Source organism: Okeania sp. KiyG1 (assembly GCF_014132355.1).
Taxonomy (GTDB): Bacteria; Cyanobacteriota; Cyanobacteriia; order Cyanobacteriales; family Microcoleaceae; genus Okeania.
The window spans coordinates 40,192-62,517 of record NZ_BLZO01000198.1 but is presented as its reverse complement, the minus strand read 5'-3'; the positions used below and the strand labels follow the sequence as shown (position 1 = coordinate 62,517).

24 protein-coding genes are annotated in these 22,326 nt (G+C 36.4%); 9 read left to right on the top strand and 15 right to left on the bottom strand.

Annotated features, from left to right (window positions below; all coding sequences use genetic code 11):
- The first annotated feature begins 25 nt into the window (after positions 1-25).
- A complete protein-coding gene (locus SAGCYANO_RS43340) occupies positions 26-262 on the top strand; it encodes a UPF0175 family protein (RefSeq protein ID WP_202225649.1) in 237 nt (78 codons plus the stop codon).
- 16 nt (positions 263-278) lie between these two features.
- On the opposite strand, the gene SAGCYANO_RS43335 is transcribed toward SAGCYANO_RS43340, so the two are convergent.
- From SAGCYANO_RS43335 to SAGCYANO_RS47175, 4 genes are all read right to left on the bottom strand, one after another.
- The gene (locus tag SAGCYANO_RS43335) at positions 279-506 is read right to left on the bottom strand and encodes a hypothetical protein (protein ID WP_202225648.1); all 228 of its coding nucleotides are present in this window, start codon (positions 504-506) and stop codon (positions 279-281) included.
- Between the two features lie 23 nt (positions 507-529).
- Complete coding sequence (locus SAGCYANO_RS43330; protein ID WP_237397284.1) at positions 530-943, bottom strand: type II toxin-antitoxin system VapC family toxin; 414 nt, start codon at positions 941-943, stop codon at positions 530-532.
- Positions 915-1,205, bottom strand: a complete 291-nt coding sequence (locus SAGCYANO_RS43325; RefSeq protein WP_202225646.1) for a prevent-host-death protein — start codon at positions 1,203-1,205, stop codon at positions 915-917. Before SAGCYANO_RS43325 ends, SAGCYANO_RS43330 begins: the two co-directional genes overlap by 29 nt.
- A 211-nt stretch (positions 1,206-1,416) precedes the next feature.
- Complete coding sequence (locus tag SAGCYANO_RS47175) at positions 1,417-2,817, bottom strand: GUN4 domain-containing protein (RefSeq protein ID WP_237397283.1); 1,401 nt, start codon at positions 2,815-2,817, stop codon at positions 1,417-1,419.
- 609 nt (positions 2,818-3,426) lie between these two features.
- Between SAGCYANO_RS47175 and SAGCYANO_RS43315 the strand changes: the two genes are divergently transcribed.
- On the top strand, positions 3,427-5,478 hold the full coding sequence (locus SAGCYANO_RS43315) for an FAD-dependent oxidoreductase (protein ID WP_202225645.1): 2,052 nt from the start codon (positions 3,427-3,429) through the stop codon (positions 5,476-5,478).
- A 50-nt stretch (positions 5,479-5,528) separates the two neighbouring features.
- Positions 5,529-5,693 carry a hypothetical protein gene (locus SAGCYANO_RS43310; RefSeq protein ID WP_202225644.1) on the top strand — a complete coding sequence of 55 codons (165 nt, stop codon included), beginning with the start codon at positions 5,529-5,531 and terminating at the stop codon, positions 5,691-5,693.
- On the opposite strand, the gene SAGCYANO_RS43305 is transcribed toward SAGCYANO_RS43310, so the two are convergent.
- Together SAGCYANO_RS43305 and SAGCYANO_RS43300 are read right to left on the bottom strand one after the other, a co-directional pair.
- Positions 5,676-7,313 (bottom strand): acetolactate synthase large subunit, encoded by a 1,638-nt coding sequence (locus tag SAGCYANO_RS43305; protein WP_202225643.1) that lies wholly within the window; start codon positions 7,311-7,313, stop codon positions 5,676-5,678. The genes SAGCYANO_RS43310 and SAGCYANO_RS43305 overlap by 18 nt on opposite strands.
- 1,482 nt (positions 7,314-8,795) lie before the next feature.
- Positions 8,796-10,163: an NAD-dependent succinate-semialdehyde dehydrogenase gene (locus tag SAGCYANO_RS43300; protein WP_202225642.1), complete on the bottom strand. Its 1,368-nt coding sequence runs from the start codon at positions 10,161-10,163 to the stop codon at positions 8,796-8,798.
- Between the two features lie 629 nt (positions 10,164-10,792).
- On the opposite strand from SAGCYANO_RS43300, the gene SAGCYANO_RS43295 reads away from it, so the two are divergent.
- Positions 10,793-11,194 (top strand): hypothetical protein, encoded by a 402-nt coding sequence (locus tag SAGCYANO_RS43295; RefSeq protein WP_202225641.1) that lies wholly within the window; start codon positions 10,793-10,795, stop codon positions 11,192-11,194.
- A gap of 1,148 nt (positions 11,195-12,342) precedes the next feature.
- On the opposite strand, the gene SAGCYANO_RS43290 is transcribed toward SAGCYANO_RS43295, so the two are convergent.
- From SAGCYANO_RS43290 to psbA, 3 genes are all read right to left on the bottom strand, one after another.
- Entirely contained in the window at positions 12,343-13,326 is a 984-nt protein-coding gene (locus SAGCYANO_RS43290; RefSeq protein ID WP_202225640.1) for an ABC transporter ATP-binding protein, read from the bottom strand.
- Positions 13,327-14,041: 715 nt separating this feature from the next.
- Positions 14,042-14,416 (bottom strand): hypothetical protein, encoded by a 375-nt coding sequence (locus SAGCYANO_RS43285; protein ID WP_237397282.1) that lies wholly within the window; start codon positions 14,414-14,416, stop codon positions 14,042-14,044.
- A gap of 425 nt (positions 14,417-14,841) precedes the next feature.
- Positions 14,842-15,903: a photosystem II q(b) protein gene (gene psbA / locus SAGCYANO_RS43280; protein WP_202218252.1), complete on the bottom strand. Its 1,062-nt coding sequence runs from the start codon at positions 15,901-15,903 to the stop codon at positions 14,842-14,844.
- 265 nt (positions 15,904-16,168) lie between these two features.
- On the opposite strand from psbA, the gene SAGCYANO_RS47170 reads away from it, so the two are divergent.
- Positions 16,169-16,360, top strand: coding sequence for a hypothetical protein (locus SAGCYANO_RS47170; protein ID WP_237397281.1), 192 nt, complete (start codon positions 16,169-16,171; stop codon positions 16,358-16,360).
- Positions 16,361-16,395: 35 nt separating this feature from the next.
- On the opposite strand, the gene SAGCYANO_RS43270 is transcribed toward SAGCYANO_RS47170, so the two are convergent.
- Positions 16,396-16,545 carry a hypothetical protein gene (locus SAGCYANO_RS43270; protein ID WP_202225638.1) on the bottom strand — a complete coding sequence of 50 codons (150 nt, stop codon included), beginning with the start codon at positions 16,543-16,545 and terminating at the stop codon, positions 16,396-16,398.
- Here SAGCYANO_RS43270 and cofG point away from each other — a divergent pair.
- Positions 16,544-17,494: a 7,8-didemethyl-8-hydroxy-5-deazariboflavin synthase subunit CofG gene (cofG, locus tag SAGCYANO_RS43265; protein ID WP_202225637.1), complete on the top strand. Its 951-nt coding sequence runs from the start codon at positions 16,544-16,546 to the stop codon at positions 17,492-17,494. The genes SAGCYANO_RS43270 and cofG overlap by 2 nt on opposite strands.
- Before the next feature lie 56 nt (positions 17,495-17,550).
- On the opposite strand, the gene SAGCYANO_RS43260 is transcribed toward cofG, so the two are convergent.
- The 5 genes from SAGCYANO_RS43260 to SAGCYANO_RS47150 form a co-directional block, all read right to left on the bottom strand.
- On the bottom strand, positions 17,551-18,174 hold the full coding sequence (locus tag SAGCYANO_RS43260) for a GNAT family N-acetyltransferase (protein WP_237397280.1): 624 nt from the start codon (positions 18,172-18,174) through the stop codon (positions 17,551-17,553).
- 296 nt (positions 18,175-18,470) lie between these two features.
- A complete protein-coding gene (locus tag SAGCYANO_RS47165; RefSeq protein WP_237397279.1) occupies positions 18,471-18,656 on the bottom strand; it encodes a hypothetical protein in 186 nt (61 codons plus the stop codon).
- The gene (locus tag SAGCYANO_RS47160) at positions 18,632-19,003 is read right to left on the bottom strand and encodes an IS200/IS605 family accessory protein TnpB-related protein (protein WP_237397278.1); all 372 of its coding nucleotides are present in this window, start codon (positions 19,001-19,003) and stop codon (positions 18,632-18,634) included. Before SAGCYANO_RS47160 ends, SAGCYANO_RS47165 begins: the two co-directional genes overlap by 25 nt.
- Before the next feature lie 13 nt (positions 19,004-19,016).
- Complete coding sequence (locus SAGCYANO_RS47155; RefSeq protein ID WP_237397277.1) at positions 19,017-19,154, bottom strand: transposase; 138 nt, start codon at positions 19,152-19,154, stop codon at positions 19,017-19,019.
- A gap of 113 nt (positions 19,155-19,267) precedes the next feature.
- On the bottom strand, positions 19,268-19,405 hold the full coding sequence (locus SAGCYANO_RS47150; protein ID WP_237397276.1) for a hypothetical protein: 138 nt from the start codon (positions 19,403-19,405) through the stop codon (positions 19,268-19,270).
- A gap of 1,343 nt (positions 19,406-20,748) precedes the next feature.
- Here SAGCYANO_RS47150 and SAGCYANO_RS47145 point away from each other — a divergent pair.
- Genes SAGCYANO_RS47145 through SAGCYANO_RS47135 form a run of 3 tightly spaced genes read left to right on the top strand, consistent with a single transcriptional unit; the run spans position 20,749 to position 22,107 of the window.
- Positions 20,749-21,354, top strand: coding sequence for a helix-turn-helix domain-containing protein (locus SAGCYANO_RS47145; RefSeq protein ID WP_237397275.1), 606 nt, complete (start codon positions 20,749-20,751; stop codon positions 21,352-21,354).
- Positions 21,320-21,808, top strand: coding sequence for a transposase (locus SAGCYANO_RS47140; RefSeq protein ID WP_307786333.1), 489 nt, complete (start codon positions 21,320-21,322; stop codon positions 21,806-21,808). The genes SAGCYANO_RS47145 and SAGCYANO_RS47140 overlap by 35 nt, the downstream gene beginning before the upstream one ends.
- Positions 21,763-22,107, top strand: a complete 345-nt coding sequence (locus SAGCYANO_RS47135; RefSeq protein WP_237397274.1) for a hypothetical protein — start codon at positions 21,763-21,765, stop codon at positions 22,105-22,107. Before SAGCYANO_RS47140 ends, SAGCYANO_RS47135 begins: the two co-directional genes overlap by 46 nt.
- Positions 22,108-22,326: the final 219 nt, after the last annotated feature.

Below are 22,326 nucleotides of genomic sequence, written 5' to 3'. Positions count from 1 at the left end.
AACTGATAACTGAAAAGGAGCAATTATGAATTTAGTTTGTGAACTTCCTATGGGAATTTCGGAAAATGAGGCTAAGTTATTCTTAGCAATAAAGTTGTATGAAATTAATAAAATTTATTTAGGAAAAGCAGCAAAATTAGCAGGATATTCTAAATCAGCTTTTATCGAAGTTTTAGGACAATATAAAATCCCTATTTTTAATTATTCTGCTGAAGAGTTACGGGAAGAGATAATTACTCAACTATCAAAAGCTGATAACTGATAACTGATAACTGAATCTAACGTTGTGCTTTAGCAAACTCATCAAAAGAACGAAATCGACCATTTTCAAAATCATCTAATCCTTGTTGAATACCTTCAATAGCTTCTGCGGTATCGACAGTTTCCCAGTCTAATACTCTGGCAAGTAATTCACTGACAACTAGGGAAATATCTTGTCCTTGTTGAGTTGATTTTTCCCGGAGTCGTACTTCTAATTCAGGAGTTAAGTTAATTACAATTGACATATATTTTGATTGATAATTTAATATTATTTATCCTCGAAAGGATTAAGAAGTAAAACTCCACAACCTTCAAAATCTCGTGTATTACGAGTGACTAAAGTTAGTTGATGAATTTTAGCAGTAGCAGCTATTATCATATCTGCTTGAGAGCGTGTCTGACCTTGAGATTGGAATCTACCTCTCAATTTTCCAGATAATTTGGCAATATTTGTAGTAACTGGAAAAATCTGACAGTTAGACTCAAAAAAATTCTCAAACCATTCTTGAATTTGAGAGTTTGGTTTCCAACTTAAGCCATAGGATATTTCCTCAACTGTAACGACACTAACGGATATTTCTGTTACTTTTGCTGCCCAATTTAATACATTTGGATTAGGTTTTTTTCGTGCTAATTCACTAATAATATTTGTGTCAAGGAGAAACATTTTCAAAATCGTCACTAAAAGGGTTTGCTCTATTTTTGCGAGAGGGAATTTCTAGTACATAATCTGCTTCAGTACACAAACTTCGTAACTCTCCAAAGGTATCAGCTAAGGAAGGTTTTTGATGTTGTTTTTGCCATGCTAAAAATTCCTGAAATGTTTGAGCATCTATAATAGCTGCTACAAGTTTTTCTTGTTCATAAATCATTTGTGGTTTTTGGGTTGTCGCTTTGATGAGGTCTGATAAATTTTGTTGTGCTTCGTGTATTTCCCAATTCAATTTTTACCTCCTATATTATTAATATTTCGATTGATAATTTAATGTTGTTTATATTAGCATAGTCAGGCGATCGCTATCTTGAAGTTAGAAGTCAGAAAATCCCAGAGTGTGTGACGATTTCCTCTTTTTGATTTTCGGGAAACTCCAGAAATTTTGCCGTTACGCACCTTTTTTTGAGATGGTAGATAATTTGATGACGCGTTAGGCTTCGCTAAATACAAGTTTCCACACGAGAGAAGAGTACCTCCCACCATGACATCCCCCCTCCCTCTTCCACACCTTTGGGGAGATGCCCCGTATAAGGCGTGCTGATACTGAACGTTATGTCATTGTAACGCAACCATTCTCCTCTTTGACGCCATCCTATTTTATCTCCAAAAGCTTCCCATACTTTTCTGTTGTACTCCTTCGTACCACCCAAACCATGATAAATTCGCTCCTGAAAAGAAAAACCAAACTTACCGTTACTATATTTTACCCAAAGTTTGTCAATAGTGCCTAAATCCTGGCAGGGAAAATTTTCCAGATCATCAAGTCTCAACCATCCTTCCGACTCCCTACCTGCAACTTTTTCCATGACTCTCTCTGTTTCATCGTCTGCTTCCTTCCATTTTCCCGCCGCCAATAAGTTACGTAACTTATTATAATCAACCCCCTTAGCTGAAACTAGAGAAATTTCGTTTTCTACCTGCTTTTGTTTTTCAGCCTTCAGCTCTTGTTCTTGTTGTTTTACCTCTTCAGGCTGCCGTTTTTCTTCCTCCAATTTCTTTTGTAGTTTAGCTTCCTGTTCTTGAAGTAGCTTTTGTCTTCCAGTTTCTACCTCTCGCAGTACCTTTTGTAAATCAACCTCCTGCTTTTCTCCACCAAGAGCGATTGCCCTCCCTCGATACTCCCGAAACAAATTAATAGGCATACCCCAAGAAAAAGTCAAACGTTGAACACCAGTCTCCACCCTTTCCACAGCTTGCTGAAAAGTCTGCCGTTCCGACTCAGACAAACTCCTCTGTAGAGAAGCAAAACTTTTCACAACCTCCACATCACTCATCCCATGCACTGCCACAACCTCACCCTTCTCATCCATAACAGGCGCTCCACTCATTCCACCCACAGTCAAAGTTTGATAAGAAACTCCATAACCCCGCGCCAAATTATCCAAACGTGTAACATTACCTAAAACAGATTGAGGTACTAATTTCCCACGCCGAATGGGAAAACCAGAAATATAAATAGAACTACCAGTTTTCAGACTTTCAGAATTACCTATTTTCAGCGCCGGATAATTACATTTTCCTCCCTCTGGGCGAAAAGTAACCAAAGCTAAATCTATATCTCTGGGAAATATTTCTACCGTAGCAACATCCCAGACTTTTTCATCTTCAGTCTGTAATGCTCTTTCTCCTTCTTTTTGCACAACATGAGCTGCCGTTAGTACCGTACAGACTCCCTTTTCTCCCCGGACAAAAAAACCAGTTCCATGTCCGGGTTGATTTCTATAAAATAATCTGACAATACTAGGCTCTAGTCGAGAAAATATTTGTTCTGAGGATAAGGAACAATTAGTTAGAGTTAATGTAAGGAAAGTTAGACCAAGGATTCGATGTAGAGACTTCATCTGTTTCAGCAGTTCGGAAATTAGATTTTTCTTGATTTTACCTAAAACTTAAATTACCAAATAATTAATAATTAAATAATTCGCGCCTTGAAGCCTCACCTTTTAAGGGGAAAAAAGAAATAATATTTCCCTATATTCAATTCCGTAACGGTTAAAATCCGAGGTAATTATCAATTATCAATTATCCATTATCCATTATCCATTAATGAAAGGCTTTCCTTTGCCATAGAGAAAATTGAAAAATTAATTGCCCTAAAAAAAAGAGCCACTATTCTCCCATAATAGTTATTTAATTAGAGAATATAACAACTTTTTCTGCTTGTCAAGTGCGATCGCTGACTAATATTAGCTTGAATCTGATGCTCAAAACAATCAGACAAATCTCAAAAAAAGGTGATTTTTGGTAAGCAGATTTTATCCACTTTTTTCTGTCTACTTCTTCATATCAAATCCACTTAATTCGGTATAAAAATTTTTCATCTGAGTGCCAGTGTGCAAATCTTTCTAAATTCTCTTCCCTGTTGACTCCTGACTCCTAGATTAACTATACTATCTTAGAAGAGCTGCAAAGATGATAAGCTTAAATTAGTAACTATAAGGAAGTGAATTATGCCTGGTATATTTCCATCATTGTGTGGTTTTGGAGGAGTAAAGGGTATTGGTAAGCTGAAGGCCAAGACTGAAAGAATTCCTCAAGATCAATCAGGAGACGAGAATCTCATTGTGGGTAAATTACTAAGTGAACTAAACAGCGGGTATTCCCGCATGGTGGATAGCTTTGTTTATGATTATCCTCAATTGGTACGAGATGATTCTAATGCTTTTGCAAACGTTAAAGAAGAATTTCAAGAAAATGTAAAGGTTGCTATAATAGGAGCTGGTTATGCCGGAGCAACAGCCGCCTATGAATTGCGTCGAGCAGGAATTAAAAATATCACAGTCTATGAAGCTCGTCGTAAAGACGGAGAAGCTCTAGTTGGTGGACGTGCATATTCCCCCAAATTTACAGGCAATAATAACAAAGAATATACAAATGAAATGGGGCCGATGAGAGTCCCAGAAAACTCCAAGTTGTTTTGGCATTACTTTTCCAATGTTTGGGAGAAATCCAATCCAGGAGAGCCAGATAAAATACAGGAAATTTTCCCGAACCCTGGTGTAGTCGCTACACAGATAATTTTCCGGGGATTAAAATACAGTTGGAAAGATGAGCCATTCCCACAACCAGAAGACCCAGGCAACCCAAACAATGTCAATTGGGAACAGCTACAAAGCGATATAGGAGAATTCATCGGTTCTCTAAATTATGGAGATCATAATAATGTAGATAGTATCGCTAATTTGCTCCAGGAAGAACTTCTGAACTGTGAACAAAAAAATCAAATTATCGACTACTGGAATTACTTTTTGCGCATTTACAATGATGTGCCATTTGTTAAGGCCCTTGAAGATTACTTTGAAGAACGTTGGGGAGAGGAACAGTACAATATGTTTGCTGTTTTAGGATTAGGAAGTGGAGGTTTCGGTCCTTTGTTCCCCGTTTGTTTTCTAGAGATATTTCGTCTTTTACTTTGGCAGTATGACCAAGAATATTCGCCTAGTATGGCAATGGCTGATATTGTCAATGGGCTATTGGAGTACAATCATGGTGATGGTGCTAGTCCAGGTGTTACTATTTGCAACGAAACTGTTGACTACGTTGGGATTGATCAAGATGATACAAACCAGGTAAATGTTTACAGCATCCAAACAGGAACCCCTAACAATACAGTAGAATGTAAGCAATACGATTATGTGATTGTTGCTACAACTCTCCGCAGTATGCAGATTCGTATGAATCTAGATGCAAAAGTTCCACCTAGGGACTATGGAGTTGCTAACAGTAATTATAATAAAAGTACAGCAGTTTTCGGTGGCGATGAGGACTATAAAATCCGCGATAGTATGCGAATTCCCCACATTATGAATTCTTCCAAGTTGTTTGGTTTGATCGACCCGAAACCTTGGGCAGGTAGTACAGGCATTAAAGGTTGGCCAACACATCCTCCTAATGATCCTTGTGGAGAACCAATCAAATGCGTTCTTACAGATACCCTGGCACGACAAATGTATTTTCTCGATCCTCCTGATAATCCTGCTTCCAATGTACTCATCAGCTACAACTGGGGAGATGATTCTACTAAGATTATGGCTATACAGGATTACGAGGCTCATCAGACTCTTTACCCAGATAATCCAGATTATGCTCTGAAGAAAGCCTATCAGTTTGGTATTGAAGGATCATTAGGTCAAGATGACCCAATAGTTCTTGCTTTAGATTCTATTACTCTAGATCAAGCTGGAGACAGACTCGCTTCTGTTGTTTGGCAAAAAGAGCCAATGATCTACGGTGCTTTTAAGATGAATTATCCCAACCAATACTATGCCACAAGTCAGTTGGTATACCAATACCAACAATTGAACAAACGAGTATATCTAGCTGGAAATAATTGCTCTTTTCAAGGAGGCTGGATTGAAGGTGCAATGCAGTCAGCAGTAAATGCAAGTGCAGCAGTTCTCAAGCACATGCAAGCAGAAGGAAAAGCTGAAAATTTCCGAATGGATGACCTTTTTAGTCCTAATCCATTTGAGAATGTGTTAGATGAGCTTGAGAACAGCTAAGTTTTTGTTTAAAACTTCCTAATATAGGGCTTTCCAAGCTAGTGAGGTACATGACAAAACCTATATTTAGATTGAGTCAAGTTTTGGATGTACCTCAGCAAACTAGAACTCGTGAAAATTTTACTGCTGTTAAACCTCAAAAAGCTCTTGCCAAATCAACAGTTGCTTCCCTTCACCAAAAACTTTTTCAGCAAACCCTAAATAGAACAACTTAAACCACCTGACTTTTTAGTAAAACGAGTATTCTCCCGATAATCAACAGGACAATCTATCACAGCAGGAACATCTTGAGCAAGAGCTTCTTTCAGAGTAGGAATTAAATCAGTAGCAGACTCTACTCGATAACCTTTCAAACCAAAACTTTCAGCAAACTTAACAAAATCTGGATTGCCAAACTTAATAAAAGAAGACTTACCAAAATGATTTTCCTGCTTCCATTCAATCAAACCATAACCACCATCATTAAAAATCAAAGTCACAAAAGCAGTACCCACCCGCAAAGCAGTTTCCAACTCTTGACAATTCATCATAAACCCGCCATCCCCTGTTGCAGCTATTACCTTACGGTCAGGATGGACTAACTTAGCAGCGATCGCTCCGGGAATAGCAATACCCATTGCCGCAAACCCATTAGAAATCAAACAAGTATTAGGACGATCGCAATGATAATGCCTAGCAATCCACATTTTATGAGCACCAACATCAGAGATGATAATATCTTCTGGCCCCATTACTTGACGTAAATCATAAATTATTTTTTGAGGCTTAATTGGAAAGTCATTATCTTTACTATACCCCTCATATTCAGAGCGAAGATTTGTTCTAATTTCTGAGACAGTCGGACTTAATTCATCTATGCGTTCCGAGCGTCGCAAAATTTCATTCAAAGAATCAGAAATATCTCCAACTATTTCAGCTATGGGAATATAACTACTATCAATCTCTGCATATTTTGCCCCAATATGAATAATTGGAATCTCACCTTGAGGATTCCATTTTTTTGGTGAATATTCAATCAAGTCATAACCAACTGCAATAACTAAATCTGTTTGGTCAAAAGCACAACTAATATAATCTCGTTGTTGTAATCCTGTGGTCCATAAAGATAAAGGATGAGTGTAGGGAATGGCACCTTTACCCATAAAAGTATTAGCAACAGGAATATTTAATTGTGTAGCAAACTCCGTTACAGCTTCACTTGCATTAGCTCGAATCGCTCCATTTCCAAGCAAAATAACAGGATTTTTCGCCTTAGAAATTGCCACTGCTGCTTCAGTCATACTTTGATAAGCACAATAAGATTTTTCTCGCTTATCACGATTCAAAGGTTTCCCTTCCACAGACATTGCTGCAATATTTTCAGGTAAATCAATATGTACTGCACCAGGCTTTTCTTGTTGAGCTACTTTAAATGCTTTACGGACAATTTCTGGTGTATTGCTAGGGCGAACAATTTGAGCATTCCATTTAGTTACTGGCTCAAACATTGCCACTAAATCTAAATATTGGTGAGATTCAATGTGCATTCGATCTGTACCAACTTGACCTGTAATTGCTACTAAAGGTGCGCCATCTAAATTAGCATCAGCAACACCTGTCATTAAATTAGTAGCTCCAGGGCCTAATGTTGATAAACAAACTCCTGCTTTTCCTGTTAAACGACCATAGACATCTGCCATAAAAGCGGCACCTTGTTCATGTCGGGTAGTTATAAATTGAATTGAGGAGTTTTTGAGAGCTTCTAAGATATTTAGATTCTCTTCTCCAGGTAGTCCAAATACATATTTTACACCTTCATTTTCGAGGCATTTTACCAATAATTCTGCAGTGTTCATTTGTATTTTTCTCCTTTTATCAAAGGTGGTAGAAAACTAAATCGAAACTTTTAACTTTAACTAGGTTTAGGCTAACACTTTTTAGCTATCAGCTTGGGTTTAAATTCCTGTAGGCACCGGATAATTTAATCGGGGTAATCCCCTTTTAAATTGCATTTCTCTCGGTTTCAGTATAAATCACTTGCTGTTTGTGGGTTATGACCTTAGGAAATGCTGGGTGCACCAATTGCTGTTTGCGGAGCATTCCGCCAAAACGCTTTTTTAAATTAAGATAGATTTACGGGTACAGCGAAAAGTAATTTCGACTATTATTTCTCTAAATTACAGGCTGAAATATGATACTTAATTTTCAAACAAAAATTATATAATTGATTATTTCTTATTTTCCGGAGTCAAAATAAATTGAATAGAGATTCAATTTTTTCCAAGTAATTAAGTATCTGTGGGAAATAAATTTTCTATTTGGTTAAAGCCGGCAAAATAAAGTAAAAATATATCTGAGTAGTAGATATAAAAATTATTTTTCCTGCCTACTTTAGATTGAATCTAAGGGGATGCTTTAAAAGTTTTTAGTAGGTAATCAAAAAGTCATCTAATTTCCAGTAAACCCTCCTGAAATAGGGAAAGCATTAAAGGTAGATTGATAATTATTCTGAATTATTTAGATACAAAAACTATACTTACTAAACATCCTCTCATACCTTACATCAAATGTAAGCATTTCCTGCGGAATGCTGCGCAAACAGCTATCAGCAGTCAGCATTTCCCTACGGGATGCTACGCAAACAGCAATTAGTAATGAATAATTACTTCTAAGGTTTTGTCCTGGGACTCATGGCAGTAACTTTTTATTCTTTTTAAATTTCAAAGGTTGCTTTTACACAGACCCAAAATTAATAGCTGAAGTCGGCAGTTCCGACCATCGGAGGCTAGCTAATAGCTGACAGCCGAATACCTTACCATCAAATCCCGATAATTAGTTATTTGATGATTTAGAAGTCAGGAATTAAAAGTTAACGGTTAGAAGTTATACCAATGCTCAAAAAATTTGCAATGCTTGAATTTTCTACATCTAAATAGTATCTAGTTTATGCTGATTTTTACTACCTTCCAAGGGTAGCACTTAATGACTAATAAATGGTATTAGAAGTTAGGATTCCATAGTTAGTGAGAAGATGTAAGTCGGTTCTATGTAAAACCCCTACTACTTCAGTTATAGGATCGGGTTTTTTTATAACTGTACAAACAGATTTTATATCACATCTAAGACCAACTTTTAGAAGCAGCACTATATAGCTTAGACTGTAAAAATCACCCTGAAAAGAATAACAGTTATTGCATACTCAGCAATCAATTCAACTTCTAGGATTGAGAAATATTAAATCTAAGTATGACAATATTTTAAGTAATTGCTATAACTCTTAACAACTATTAAGTAGGTAGACAAGATTAACTTTATTTATCTTATCGCCAAATACTTAATTATCTAATCCAAACTGTCTTAATATTGACAAATTCTAGAATTCCTTCTTTGCTAAGTTCTCGACCATAGCCAGAACGTTTAATCCCACCAAAAGGCAGACGGGGGTCAGACTTGACTAAACCATTAATAAAAACTGCACCTGCTTCTAGTTCTGATATTAACCTATCTGTCTGTGCTGTATCTGTAGTCCATGCACTTGCACCTAATCCGAAGGGAGTGTTATTGGCCAGTTCTATTGCTTCATCAATATTAGCCACCCGAAATATTAAGGCAACAGGACCAAAAAACTCCTCTTCATAAGCAGGAGAATCAACTGGAATCTCCGCCAAAATAGTAGGAGGGTAAAAATTTCCGGGACCGTCAGATAAAAGATGACCTCCTGTTAGAACTTTTGCTCCTTTTTCAACAGAAACTTCTACTTGATAATTTAACTCTTGAAGAATAGATGGAGTTGCCAAAGGACCAATATCTGTATCTGGCAACATAGGGTCTCCTACCTTCAAAGCCTCAAATTTTTCTACTAGACGCTGTTGAAATTCTTCAGCAATGGTTTCTGCCAAGATGAAGCGTTTGGCTGCAATACAAGATTGGCCATTATTCAACATCCGAGCTGTAACAGCAGTAGACACAGCTTGTTCTAAATTAGCACTTTCTAATACTATAAACGGATCGCTACCCCCCAATTCCAAAACAGTTTTTTTAATTGATTTACCTGCTATTGCTGCTAAAGCCATTCCTGCTGGTTCACTTCCAGTCAAAGTTCCTGCTTTGACTCGGTCATCTGCCATGATGCCTGCTACTTTATTGGAACCTATCAATAAGGTTTGAAATGCTCCTTCTGGGAAACCTGCTTCTTTAAATATTTCTTCAATGGCCAAAGCACATTGGGGAACATTAGAGGCGTGTTTCAATAAACCTACATTTCCTGCCATTAAAGCTGGTGCTGCAAATCTGAAAACTTGCCAAAAGGGAAAATTCCAAGGCATGACAGCTAGCACTGGACCTAATGGTTGATAACGGACAAAGGACTTACTTGCGTCAGTTTGTGCTGGTACGTCAGCGAGAAATTTTGCTGCATTTTCTGCATAGTAGCGACAGACTAGGGCACATTTTTTAGCTTCGGCAATGGCTCCACTTAGAGTTTTACCCATTTCTAGGGTCATTATTTTAGCAAATTTTTCAGCATTTTTCTCTAATATGTCGGCTGCTGCTAATAGCCATTCCCCACGTTGAGTCATGGGAATTTGACGATATTGACGGAAGGTTGTTATTGCTAGTTCTAGTTTTGTTTCTATCTCTGCATCTGTGATTGGTTCAAAAGTTTTTAGTGTTTCTCCTGTTGCTGGATTAATTGTAGCGATCGCCATTAATTTTTTCTCCTAAATTTAAAGATAAAATTACTTTTTAAATTAAGTCACAAGTTATTAATATCAATAAATCTTGTGATAATAACTTTTTTTCTTGCTGCGGTAGATCCTTAGATTTTAACTTATTCGTTTCTTGACTCCTGGATGTTTATTTAATCTTGGTTTAGCTTTCTACTCCATCATACTTGCTTACACTAGCCAAAACATTTAATTCTTAACTATCTTTTACAATCATTTAAATATTGTACTTCTTCCCACCAAGGTCATGCAGCGACAATGAATTTAGGGGTACAAAATGCTCAGGGAGATTGAATAAAATCTTTAGATGATGATAACTATATGGCAGCTAATTGTATAGAACCCATTTGAGAACTATACAATTATGGTAGTCAAGTCTTTTCGCACATCAATTTTGAGGAAAAATATGAAGAAGGAGTGTTTAATTTTTTGTATTATTTCTCCCCACATCTTCCCTCTTCCCTCTTACCTCCTGTCTTCCCCCCTCCTGGGAGGGGCTAGGGGTGGGTTGGGAGGGGAGGGGCTAGGGGTGGGTTGTCTCCTGTCTCCTGACTCAAGGCTAAAAAAACGCGCATATTTATGAAGATACGGTTAGGGGTTCTATAGAGGAAATGACTAAAGCCATTACTCTTCATTCTCAAGCAGTAATTCTTTCTTGTCAGGTAACACAAGTTAATTTTCATCAGGTAGAAATTAGTCGTACTTATAAAACAGGGCCTGGAACAGCATTTTATATTCTTCAAGAAGATATTCACTATGGGATGTTACTAGAATTAGTGCCATTTGGTACTCCTATTCAAGTTGCTTTTCGTCGGGATGCTTTTTTAGAATCTGGAGGATGGGATACTAATTTAAGGAGTTGCGATTATATTGATTCTTGGATTAGAATTGCTGAGTTTGGTGATGCTATTTTTCTCAACCAATGCTTAGTTTATCGTACTATTTGGACCGGGGTATATGACAAAAAAAATCCCCTTAAAAAACGTTGTAATACTAATATTTTGATGAAATAAATAATTCATACTAAAGTTCATAAAAAGTATTCTAATATAATCCCAGATATTGAATATATACGGCAATACATAAATCTGCATTGGGGTATAGTCGCTGTCAAACAAAAACAATTATTAACAGCTATCAATATGTTATTACCAGCAGTTTTTTTCTCTGAAAGCCTGGCAACTTTTTTGGGAATTTACTATTGCTAGAAAGTTGAAAAAAGACAATAAAAATTGTAAGCATTCAGCTATTAACATTCAGCAATCAGATGCATGAAAATATTCAAACAATAACTGAGGTTAGGTTATGGGCAATTTAATTAATGAACTTTAATTCCCCTTGGTGGATAATTCCCTTCTAGTATGATAATGAGTTTATAACACATAGCTGATAACGTAGTTCCGACCTAGGAGGCTAGCTGATGGCTGACTGCTGTTTGCGCAGCATTCCGTAGGAAATGCTTACTAAAAATTTAAGAAAAAAGTTTTGATTAATTTATTTTAAATTTATAGTTCGATCAATATCAAAGAATATTACGAAACTCTTTTTATAGAGAACAAATGTAGCGTTTTCACCTGGGATGTAGAGACCAAGTGCTATGAAAAAGGGAATAGTAAAGAAGGGAAAACAGCATTAAATAGTAGCAAACAAAATTTTATTTAGCAGGGGAGTAGAGCAGTAGGGGAGAAGTAAACATAAGATAGGACTTATGCATTATACCATGCATGAAAAAAGAATGTTACGAATAATAAGCATGAGAAAAATACTTTACAGGAGGTCTTCCTTTGACAAAAAATAGAATTTACTAGCTCAAAACTGGTATTGAAGTTATTCCCATACGACTCCTGACTCCTGACTTCCCCTCCCTCCACGGTCGGGGTTAGGGGTGGGTTGGGAGGGGAGGGGCGAGGGGTGGGTTGACTCTAAGAAATAGCCTAACTATTTGTAGCAAACATTTATCAAATTGGCATTACAACATATTTTCGTCATTGCGACCTACAGGGAAGCAATATCAAATCCTAGTTTTTCGTACTTCATGCGTAAGTCCTAATAAGAATAAGACCCCCCATTAAATTTAACTCTAGAACTCAGATTTAACTTTTCGTTACATAGTGATAAATTTTCCCGTCTACCTACTTATTCAACGGAACATGATATTAATCTATTCCTTACTAGAAAAAATACCCCTTTCTCGTAATTGCTGCATAAAATACTCTTCTAGACTAAGCCTTTCTATATTCATTTTCATTAGTGTAGCTTTCATTAATCCCACACTAACTAAAAATTCTTTGGGGTCTCCCTGCAAATGACCTTGCCAAAAATTATGCTCAAATTCTAAATCAGGTATCCATTGCTTAAGAATCTTCAGATTACCACTTTTACCCTTGACATAATAACTTTCATTAGTTCCTAATACTTCATCTAAAGTACCAATACAAATTAATTCTCCCTCTGCAAGAATAGCAATGCGATCGCATATTTTCTCCACATCAGACAAAACATGACTATTAAAAAAAATCGTCTTCCCTTGTTTTTTAAGCGAGATAATAATTTCTCTGATTTGATAACGTCCCATTGGATCTAAACCTGACATTGGTTCATCCAAAAATACTAACTCAGGGTCATTAATCAAAGCTTGCGCCATACCAACTCTTTGCAACATTCCCTTAGAATATTGACGTAATTGCTTTCTGATAGCCGTTGATTTGGATAACCCCACTAAGTCAAGTAATTCTGGAATTCTTTGTTTTTGTATTGATGTTGGTATTTGAAATAATCCTGCTACAAACTCTAGAAATTCCCATCCAGTTAAATATTCATAAAAGTAAGGATTTTCTGGCAAGTAACCAATTTTTTCTTTAATCACTCGATCGCCTATTGGTTGTCCTAATAAAGCTCCCGATCCAGATGTAGGGCGTACAATTCCTAATAAAGTTTTAAGTAGGGTAGTTTTACCTGCACCATTTTGTCCCAAAAGTCCAAAAGTTTCTCCTTGATAAACTGTCAAAGTACAGCTTTTAAGAGATTCTATTTTTTGATTCATCCAAAAACCAGTGCGGTAAAATTTGCCTAAATTAGTAGTTTGCACAACTGGCAATTTTTCTGGTTTCTTAGCTTCAGTGGGAATATTGACAGCAGATTCCATAAAAATTCAGCTTATATATTTAGTATCTTTTTTTTATCATAAACTGAATCAGGACTTCGGTAGGAGAACCTGAAAACTTGGTTTTTTCATAGATTTTGATGTTGAAAAACTATAACGTTATAGTTTTAATTTATTACTAACTGAATATATAGCGTTTCTCAAGCTCGTGAGGTAAAGTTATATTTTTATCTTTTTATATCAAGTTCGGTAGTATCGGTATTTTCAACAATTAATCATTAATTATTAATGATTAATAATTACCTCTCCTTGAAAAGAAGAGGATTGACTAATAATGAAAATTTTTCTTCTCTTGGTCGATTGGATATGGCGAGGAGACCTCGCCATCCCATCTAACGGACTGCTCCGCAAACGACCGCTTATTATCCCCTTAAAAGGGGAGGCGCATACCCACAATTTTTCGGTAAAGCTAAGGAAGAGGGAAGAATTGAAGAGGGAAGAAGGCTTTAGTTATCTAGAACAGAAGACTTAAAAGTCCAAAAAAACTTAAATTTTTTGTAGATATTTACCCTTTGGTTTACACAGCAGCAAAAGAATTTTGTACAGAAACGCTTTTTGGGAATTGCTATAGTGTTTTTGTTTAAGTCTTATTTGTAGTTCAATTATATGTTATTTAAAAGCAAGAATACTTGAAGCTTTGGAAAAACTAAATTCTAAGAAAATTTTATTTTTTGGATAATTTAGATAAAGGTTGGATTTACCAACCATTTCTCAGCATTTTTTCTATCTGGGAACGAATGTCATAAGTGTCATCCACACACTTACCAAAACATATAATATCAACCCGAACATACTTACCATCCTTATGACAGACAATATTAAAAACAGCATTTCCTCTTGCATACCGTGAAGAAGAACCAGTGACAGTTTTAATTAGTCCTGTTGCTACTAAACTGCTCATTTTCTGTACTGCTTTAGCTGCACAATCTGACTCATTTGTAGTAGAAACAGGCTCCCAACCTGTACTACCTCCTGGAGCTGATGTGACATTTTGTGCATTTACTTCTTTAGTGAAAGACCCAAATATTAATGCCAGAGCTGTGCAACTAACAAATATTGGCTTTTTCAACAATTAATAATTAATAATTAATAATTAATAATTACCTCTCCTGTAATAGAAGGATTAACTAATCATGAAAATTTTTTGATTTTTCCCCTTAAAGGGGAGGCTTTAAACCACAATTTATCGGTAATTGTATTAGTAATCTTCATTTTATCTAATATCATGTTCGGACGGGTCAGTTATAAATAAAATTTAAGGACTGACAGTACCGATAGTACCAAAAAAATACTGAAATTATCAATTATTTCCTCTTTTCCTCCTTTATTCCCTGCTGACTCTCCTCCTGACTCCTGACTCCTCACAACAGTTATTTATAAGTATTCAACCGAAAATGATATAACCTTTATCCTAAATTTTCCATCAAACAAACCAAAAAACCACTCCCAAAGGGAGGGTTTTTTGACTAACTAAAATTTAATCAATCAACTCAAAAATTAACCATTGATAGAAGGAGCTTCTACAGCAGCTAAATCTAGAGGGAAGTTGTGAGCGTTACGCTCGTGCATTACTTCCATACCTAAGTTAGCGCGGTTAATGATGTCTGCCCAAGTATTTACTACACGACCACTGGAGTCGATGATGGACTGGTTGAAGTTGAAACCATTCAAGTTGAAGGCCATTGTTGATACACCTAAAGCTGTGAACCAAATACCTACTACTGGCCATGCTCCTAAGAAGAAGTGTAAGGAACGGCTGTTGTTGAATGATGCATATTGGAAGATTAAACGACCGAAGTAGCCGTGAGCTGCTACGATGTTGTAAGTTTCTTCTTCTTGACCGAACTTATAACCGTAGTTCTGAGACTCAGTTTCTGTTGTTTCACGTACTAAGCTAGAAGTTACCAAAGAACCGTGCATTGCACTGAACAATGAACCACCGAATACACCTGCTACACCTAACATGTGGAATGGGTGCATTAGGATGTTGTGCTCTGCTTGGAACACTAACATGAAGTTGAATGTTCCGGAGATTCCTAAAGGCATTCCATCGGAGAAGCTTCCTTGTCCAATAGGATAGATTAAGAATACTGCTGTTGCTGCTGCTACAGGAGCGGAGTAAGCAACACAGATCCAAGGACGCATACCTAAGCGGTAGGATAATTCCCACTCACGACCCATGTAGCAAAATACGCCAATGAGGAAGTGGAAGATTACTAGCTGGTATGGGCCACCGTTGTAGAGCCACTCATCCAAACTTGCTGCTTCCCAGATAGGGTAGAAGTGTAGACCGATAGCGTTGGAGGAAGGTACTACTGCACCAGAAATGATGTTGTTTCCGTACATTAAGGAACCAGCGACGGGTTCGCGGATACCATCAATGTCTACAGGAGGAGCTGCTACAAATGCGATGATGTAGCAGATAGTAGCTGTTAACAAGGTAGGGATCATTAATACACCGAACCAACCGATGTATAAACGATTGTCTGTGCTGGTAATCCAGCTACAGAACTTTTCCCATACGTTGGCGTTTTCACGCTGTTGTAAGGTAGTTGTCATAGTATGTATGATTGCTGTTATGTATGTATGAAATTTTCGAGGTACGGTGGTGCAGGTGTTTTTTTGTTTTCCTGCGCCGTTGTTAATAATATAGCTAGTTTATTTCGGTTTGTAAAGGGGTGTTAAGTATAGTGTTGTTTAAGTAAGTTATAAGTTTTGTTGATGAAACTTGAATTTTATTATCATATTTATGTTAAAAGTCAATAAAAAAATAACTTATATCATGTATGGTTGAATACTTATAAATTAAGGGAGTAGGGAGGAGATGGGGAGGTGGGGAGATGGGGAGATGGGGAGATGGGGAGGTGGGGAGATGGGGAGATGGGGAGATGGGGAGATGGGGAGATGGGGAGATGGGGAGGTGGGGAGATGGGGAGATGGAGAGATAAAGACACCTAGAAACAAAAATCTATTACACAGTTTTAGGCGTGTCACGCCAGTACGGGTAAATAATTGATTTGATTTTGGATTTTCACGCCTATGTCTATTAATTCAAAATTCTATCGGTGTGACATGATAATATGGCGCACATATTTTGGCGATCGCTGCCGGGTCGAGATAACAGTGGAGAAAACTAATGATATTGCCGTAAACACAACTTTGGACAAAAATTTGACTAATTAAATTTAATACTTCACCCATGTCTAGAATTGTTACATATAGTCCTGCTTATACAATAGTTCCTACTTATGAATGCTTTAATCATTGTACTTACTGTAATTTTCGCTCAGATCCAAGCAAAAGTTCATGGCTGAGTCTATCAGAAGCAGAAGCCAAATTACTATCCCTAAAAAATCAAGGTGTAATTGAAATTTTAATTCTAAGTGGTGAAGTACATCCCAACAGCCAAAATAGACCAACTTGGTTCCAATTAATCTATGACTTATGTAAACTAGCTCTATCTTTAGGATTTTTACCTCATACTAATGTTGGGCCACTTAGTAGAGCAGAAATGAAAGAGTTGAAACAAGTCAATGTGTCAATGGGATTAATGTTGGAACAGATGACACCTAAATTATTACAAAAAGTTCATAAAAATGCTCCTAGTAAAATACCACATTTACGCTTACAACAATTAGAATTAGCTGGCGAACTAAGAATTCCATTTACTACTGGTTTATTATTAGGAATTGGAGAAACTGTAACTGACTGGAAAGAAACATTAACAGCGATCGCTAATGTTCATAAAAAATGGGGTCATATTCAAGAAGTTATTTTACAGCCCTACAGTCCTGGCGAGCAACAAATATGGAATGGTGAAGCTTTCAACATCAATTTGTTGCCAAATGTTGTAGCGATCGCTCGTCAAATTCTGCCCTCAACTATTACGTTACAAATTCCTCCTAATTTAGTTACAAAACCGGAAATATTATTAGCTTGTTTAGAAACTGGTGCGAGTGACTTAGGAGGAATTGGACCTCACGATGAAGTAAACCCTGATTATCCTCATCCTCATTATCAAGCTTTAGCAGAAGTGTTGCACTCCCGAGGATGGCAGCTAATCAAAAGATTACCTGTCTATTCTCAATATGATAGTTGGTTGCCAAAAGATTTAGGTAATGTTGTAAGTAAATGGCGGGGGAATAATTAATAATTAATAATTAATAATTAATAATTAACAATTTAATTTTCATCAATTATTTCTGCCTACTCCCTACTCCCTACTCCCTCTTTTGAAAAAGATTTACGCAAAAGTAACTTTCGAGGTTGCCCAAATAGTAGAGAACCAAAAGTCCATTCAACTTCTTGTAATTGATAACCAGCTTTATCGTAAAGTCTTCGAGCAATATAATTATTTTCTAATACATGAAGGTATAACTCACAAAAACCCCATCCTAATACCTTATGTTCACAATAACTTAACAATTTTTGAGCCACTCCTAATTTTCTATAGTTAGCATCAACAGCTAAATTTGATAAATAAGCATACTCAAAATTATCTAATTGCCAAGAGTTAAGCAAAAGGACATCCATCCCACTTCGCGAACGCACATCAATTTCCACAGTTCCTACCAAATTTTGTTCTCTAGTATTAGATACATCCCAGGTAAACTCAGTATTTTCGACAACCATAGCAACAATACATAAATAATGCTCACTTTTTGAACGGATGCGATTGCGTAAATCTTCGTAAATACCTAATCGTAAAAAAGGACGAACATAACCCATAATTCCTTGACAGGAGTAAAAACTATTAGTCAAAATTTCGGTAATACTGTTGATATCCTTTGATTGAGCAACCCGAATGAAAAAACTAAATTCATTAGACAATTTTTCTTGGGCTTGAGACTGTAGAAACTTTGATAAAAAAATAAAGGGTTCACAATAAATTTACTAGCTATATCTAAATTCTATATAAAAGCCTAGAATAAATGTAGCAGTTGTCTTGAGGTTGTTTGACTACTCCCCGGACTGAAGTCACGGGGAAACAAGCGCAGATACTACGCAACAGCGATTTATCCGTGTTGCTCCGTTTCTTCTTAGCTGACCAAAGATACACTCTTTGGGGACAATTTCATTGTGCCCCTACACAGTCGGCTTAAGTAGGGGCGAACGGCCGTTCGCCCCTACAGCTTTCTGCTTACTTTTGTGATGATATTTGCAGCTCCATTACAGTCTGCATTAATTAACCAATTATTACTACTTCTATACAAACCACGCTTTATTCTTTTTCCTGACGGTTTCCAATCATCGGGTTTTTCACCATAATTAGGCAGATCGTCACCATCTAAAAATGAAGGGGCGAATGCCATTCGCCCCTACAAGTATAACTTTCTTCAGTTTCTATAAATATTATTCCATATTCATCGCACAACTGAGCTATTCTTTCTTTCAGTCTAGCTGTCGGAATTGGTACAAATTCTGAATTATTTTTCTTTCCTAATTTGATTTCATTTTTCTGACCTTTATTCCAACCAAAAACAATTGTACCAATAGTATTTTTTAAACAATGATTAATTACTATTCTGGCTGCTTTATTAATACCGTCACGGATTTGGCGGTTACGTTTTTCAGTAATAGAAGCTAGCCTATTTGACCAAAATCCAGTCGGTTGATTTTCTTTGATAGTTGATACCTGTTTGTTGTACCAACGATTCATTGATTTGAGATGTTTACCATCTACAACCCGCGCTAGCACCTAAATTCGATACACAGGTCAACCAATTATTTACACCATGGTCAATTCCTAATACATTTTCTTGATTTAATTGAGGTTTAACTATTACTTCTTTTTCATAGACACGCTTCATAGTAAAAACATCTATTCCTCGGTAATATTCTCAGTTCTTTGAGAGTAGAAAATGCTAGATTATTAGGCATTGGAATTAAAAAACTATCTACTCCAAACCAGCGCTTACAAGTATTACAAGCGTGGTACTCTAATTTGATTACCTTTAAGTTTTAATGCTTGCTTGGGGTAACTAACTGTAGCCATTCCCCCTTTTTTTCTGTAGTTAGGAATCCTTGGTCTGTTTGAGATTTTACCTTCATTATAGGCCATAATCAGACCATCCTGAAGACCTAAATGATTCAGCTACAGTTCTCAATATTTGTTGTGCTGAAGAGCGAATATAAAATTTTGTAATGATAGTTGTGTTTATAGACTAATTCCTGCGTCAAACTTGCCCAGAGTTTTGTGAGACTTAAAAATAATTGCCGACCATAATATATTCCCATGTTAGTTAGCTTGTGAGACTGTTCGCATAGGAATGTTAAGATAGCAATTAATTCAGGATTTTTATTTACTAAAACTTGCTGACAAGAGTACATTTGAAATGGTAGTTGGATGGCTTACCCGTGAGTAATAATAACACAAGACTACTTTAGTTGTCTAGTCTAAACGACTCGGTTGTTTTCATCCCCGGTTAAAACACGGGGGCCTTCAACGTAGCTTTTCGGTCAAATAAAATACATCTCCTTAAAATCCGACTCCTCACCTTTCATCCATCGCTTAAAAGACGATGGCTTTCATGCTCCCATGTTATTTAGGTAAAAATCTAGGAAAAGGCAAAAGCTTATATTAGGCAATAAGGTTATAAAGTTTAAAGCTAAAATAAAATATTTTAGGGTTTGTGAGAAATCAAGTCATTTTTGTAGGCAATGTGATTTTAGATGAAAAAATGATATTGAGCAGCCTACTACAGCTTTTAGTGTATATACTAATCAGGGTGCTAGTTTATAACTTGAAAGTCCACTAAAGTAGGTAGGCGTGAATAAATCTGAGTTAACGAAATGTTGATGCAGCTCATACCCTTGAGATTGCTTTCGGTCCGGAATGCTGTGCAAACTTTCCACTCCCTTCCAGTCACTTCGGACGTACTTTTCAATAATTGATAGTTGATAATGGATAATTGATAATTACCTCTCCCTAAAAGGAAGAGGATTGAATAAAAGGAAAATTTTTTCTCTCTTGGTCTCATGGATATGGCTCTGAGACCCGCTCTTATCAGAGTCGCTCCGAATTGCGCCATCCCACCCTACGGGAAGCTCCGAAGATCGACCGCTTGTTTCTCCTTTAAAGGAGAGACTTTAAACCTTAATTATTCGGTAAATTTTCCCACCTAACTTAACTTAACCATTGAGTATGTACAACAAGAATTAAAAGTCCAAAGAATTAAAATTTTCTGAATTTCAGAAAACTTTAGTTAATTTGATTTTAGGTAAAAATACTCGATAGTAACATTTTAAGCAACTGTATCTTAATTGAATATCAACTCCAACTTGATACGGTCTCGGGGTCTCCCGTTATAATCTGCGATTTAACGGGAGGGGAATTGCCGAGCTGCAAATTAAATAGGTTTCGATTGCTGTTCAAATCTAGCGCTAAAGAGTAGTATAAAAATTATGATAATTACTCATTGCTACAAAATTCAGCCCACTTGTCAACAGTCAGTCAAAATAGATTATTGGCTAGAACTGTTAAGAAGACATTACAATTATGCTCTAGGTCAAAGACTAGACTGGTTGAATAGAACTAGATGTCAAGTTGACCGTTGTTCATTAATTTCATGTCCTATTGGTGAAATTTCTAGTAGACCAGATTATTATTTTCAGCAATCAGCACTCTTACAGACAAAAAAGTTATTTCCTGACTACAAAGAAATATATTTAGAAGTTCAACAAATTAACTTACAAAGACTAGATAAAGCTTGGAAACGTTGGCTAATACCTGATAAAGCTGGTAAACGTGCAGGACGACCAAGATTTAAAAAGTCTGGCAAATTAAGGTCATTTTGTTTTAGTAGAGTTAATCATCCCAAAGCAGTAATAAAATTTGATGGAAAACAAATAATTACTACGAGGTTTGGTGCTATTCGAGTCATAGTTCATAGACCAATACCAGATGGGTTTATGATCAAAACTGCAACTATAACCAAAAAAGCTGATGGTTATTATGTAAGTTTTAGTTTAGAAGATAAATCAGTTCCTCAGTCTAATTCCTACAAATAATATCAAAACTGCTGTAGGTATTGATGTAGGCTTAAAAGAATTTATAACTACTAATACTGGTGAGACTGTTTCTGTTCCTAAATTATATAGAAAATCTCAATCTAATTTAGCAAGAAAGCAAAAAAAAGCAGCTAGAAAAGAAATAGGTTCAAATAATTGGAGGGTGGTACAAAACAAAATAGCTAGATTACATCAACATATTGCCAGGCAAAGAGAATATTTCCACTATAAGACTGCTCATAAATTAGTTAAAGAATATGATTTAATTGCAGTGGAAAACTTAAATATTAGAGGTTTAGCTAAAAATACTAAACTATCAAAATCAATTTATGATGTAGCCTGGGGTAATTTTATTGAAAAGTTGAATGCAGTGGCGGCAGTTCGCGGTGTTCATGTAAGTAGGGGCGAATGGCCATTCGCCCGTACATCCTCATCATACTTCTCAAAATTGTAGCAATTGTGGTCATAAAGTGCCTAAAACTTTATCAGTTAGAACTCCCGAATTGTCCTAAATGTCAAACAGTTTTAGATAGAGATGAGAATGCAGCAATTAACATATTAAATAAAGCATTAAACGAGGTGGGTATCATCTTGACTGCTTGTGGAGGCTTAGGCGTTAGTCAGCCTGTGTTTCGCTCCGCGACATATAACGCGCAGCGTTGCGCCAGCACTCGCAAGAAACTTCTTTGCTTAAGAAGCTCCCGTTATAATCTCCGATTTAACGGGAGAGAACTTCACGATAGAGATTATTAACTTAATTAAATTTAATTAACTTGATTATGAGTAAATTATTAATAATAACCACTGTGATTGAAACAACTTTTTTCAGTGAAGCAAGTACCAAAGTTGGTGATTTGCTTTTTAGTTGATGATACAGGTGTAAATGGACATTTAGCATTAAGTTGTCCAGCATAACGGTGTCCTATCTATAAACTGTAAGTTGCTAAATAATAATCGATCATTACTGCCTTG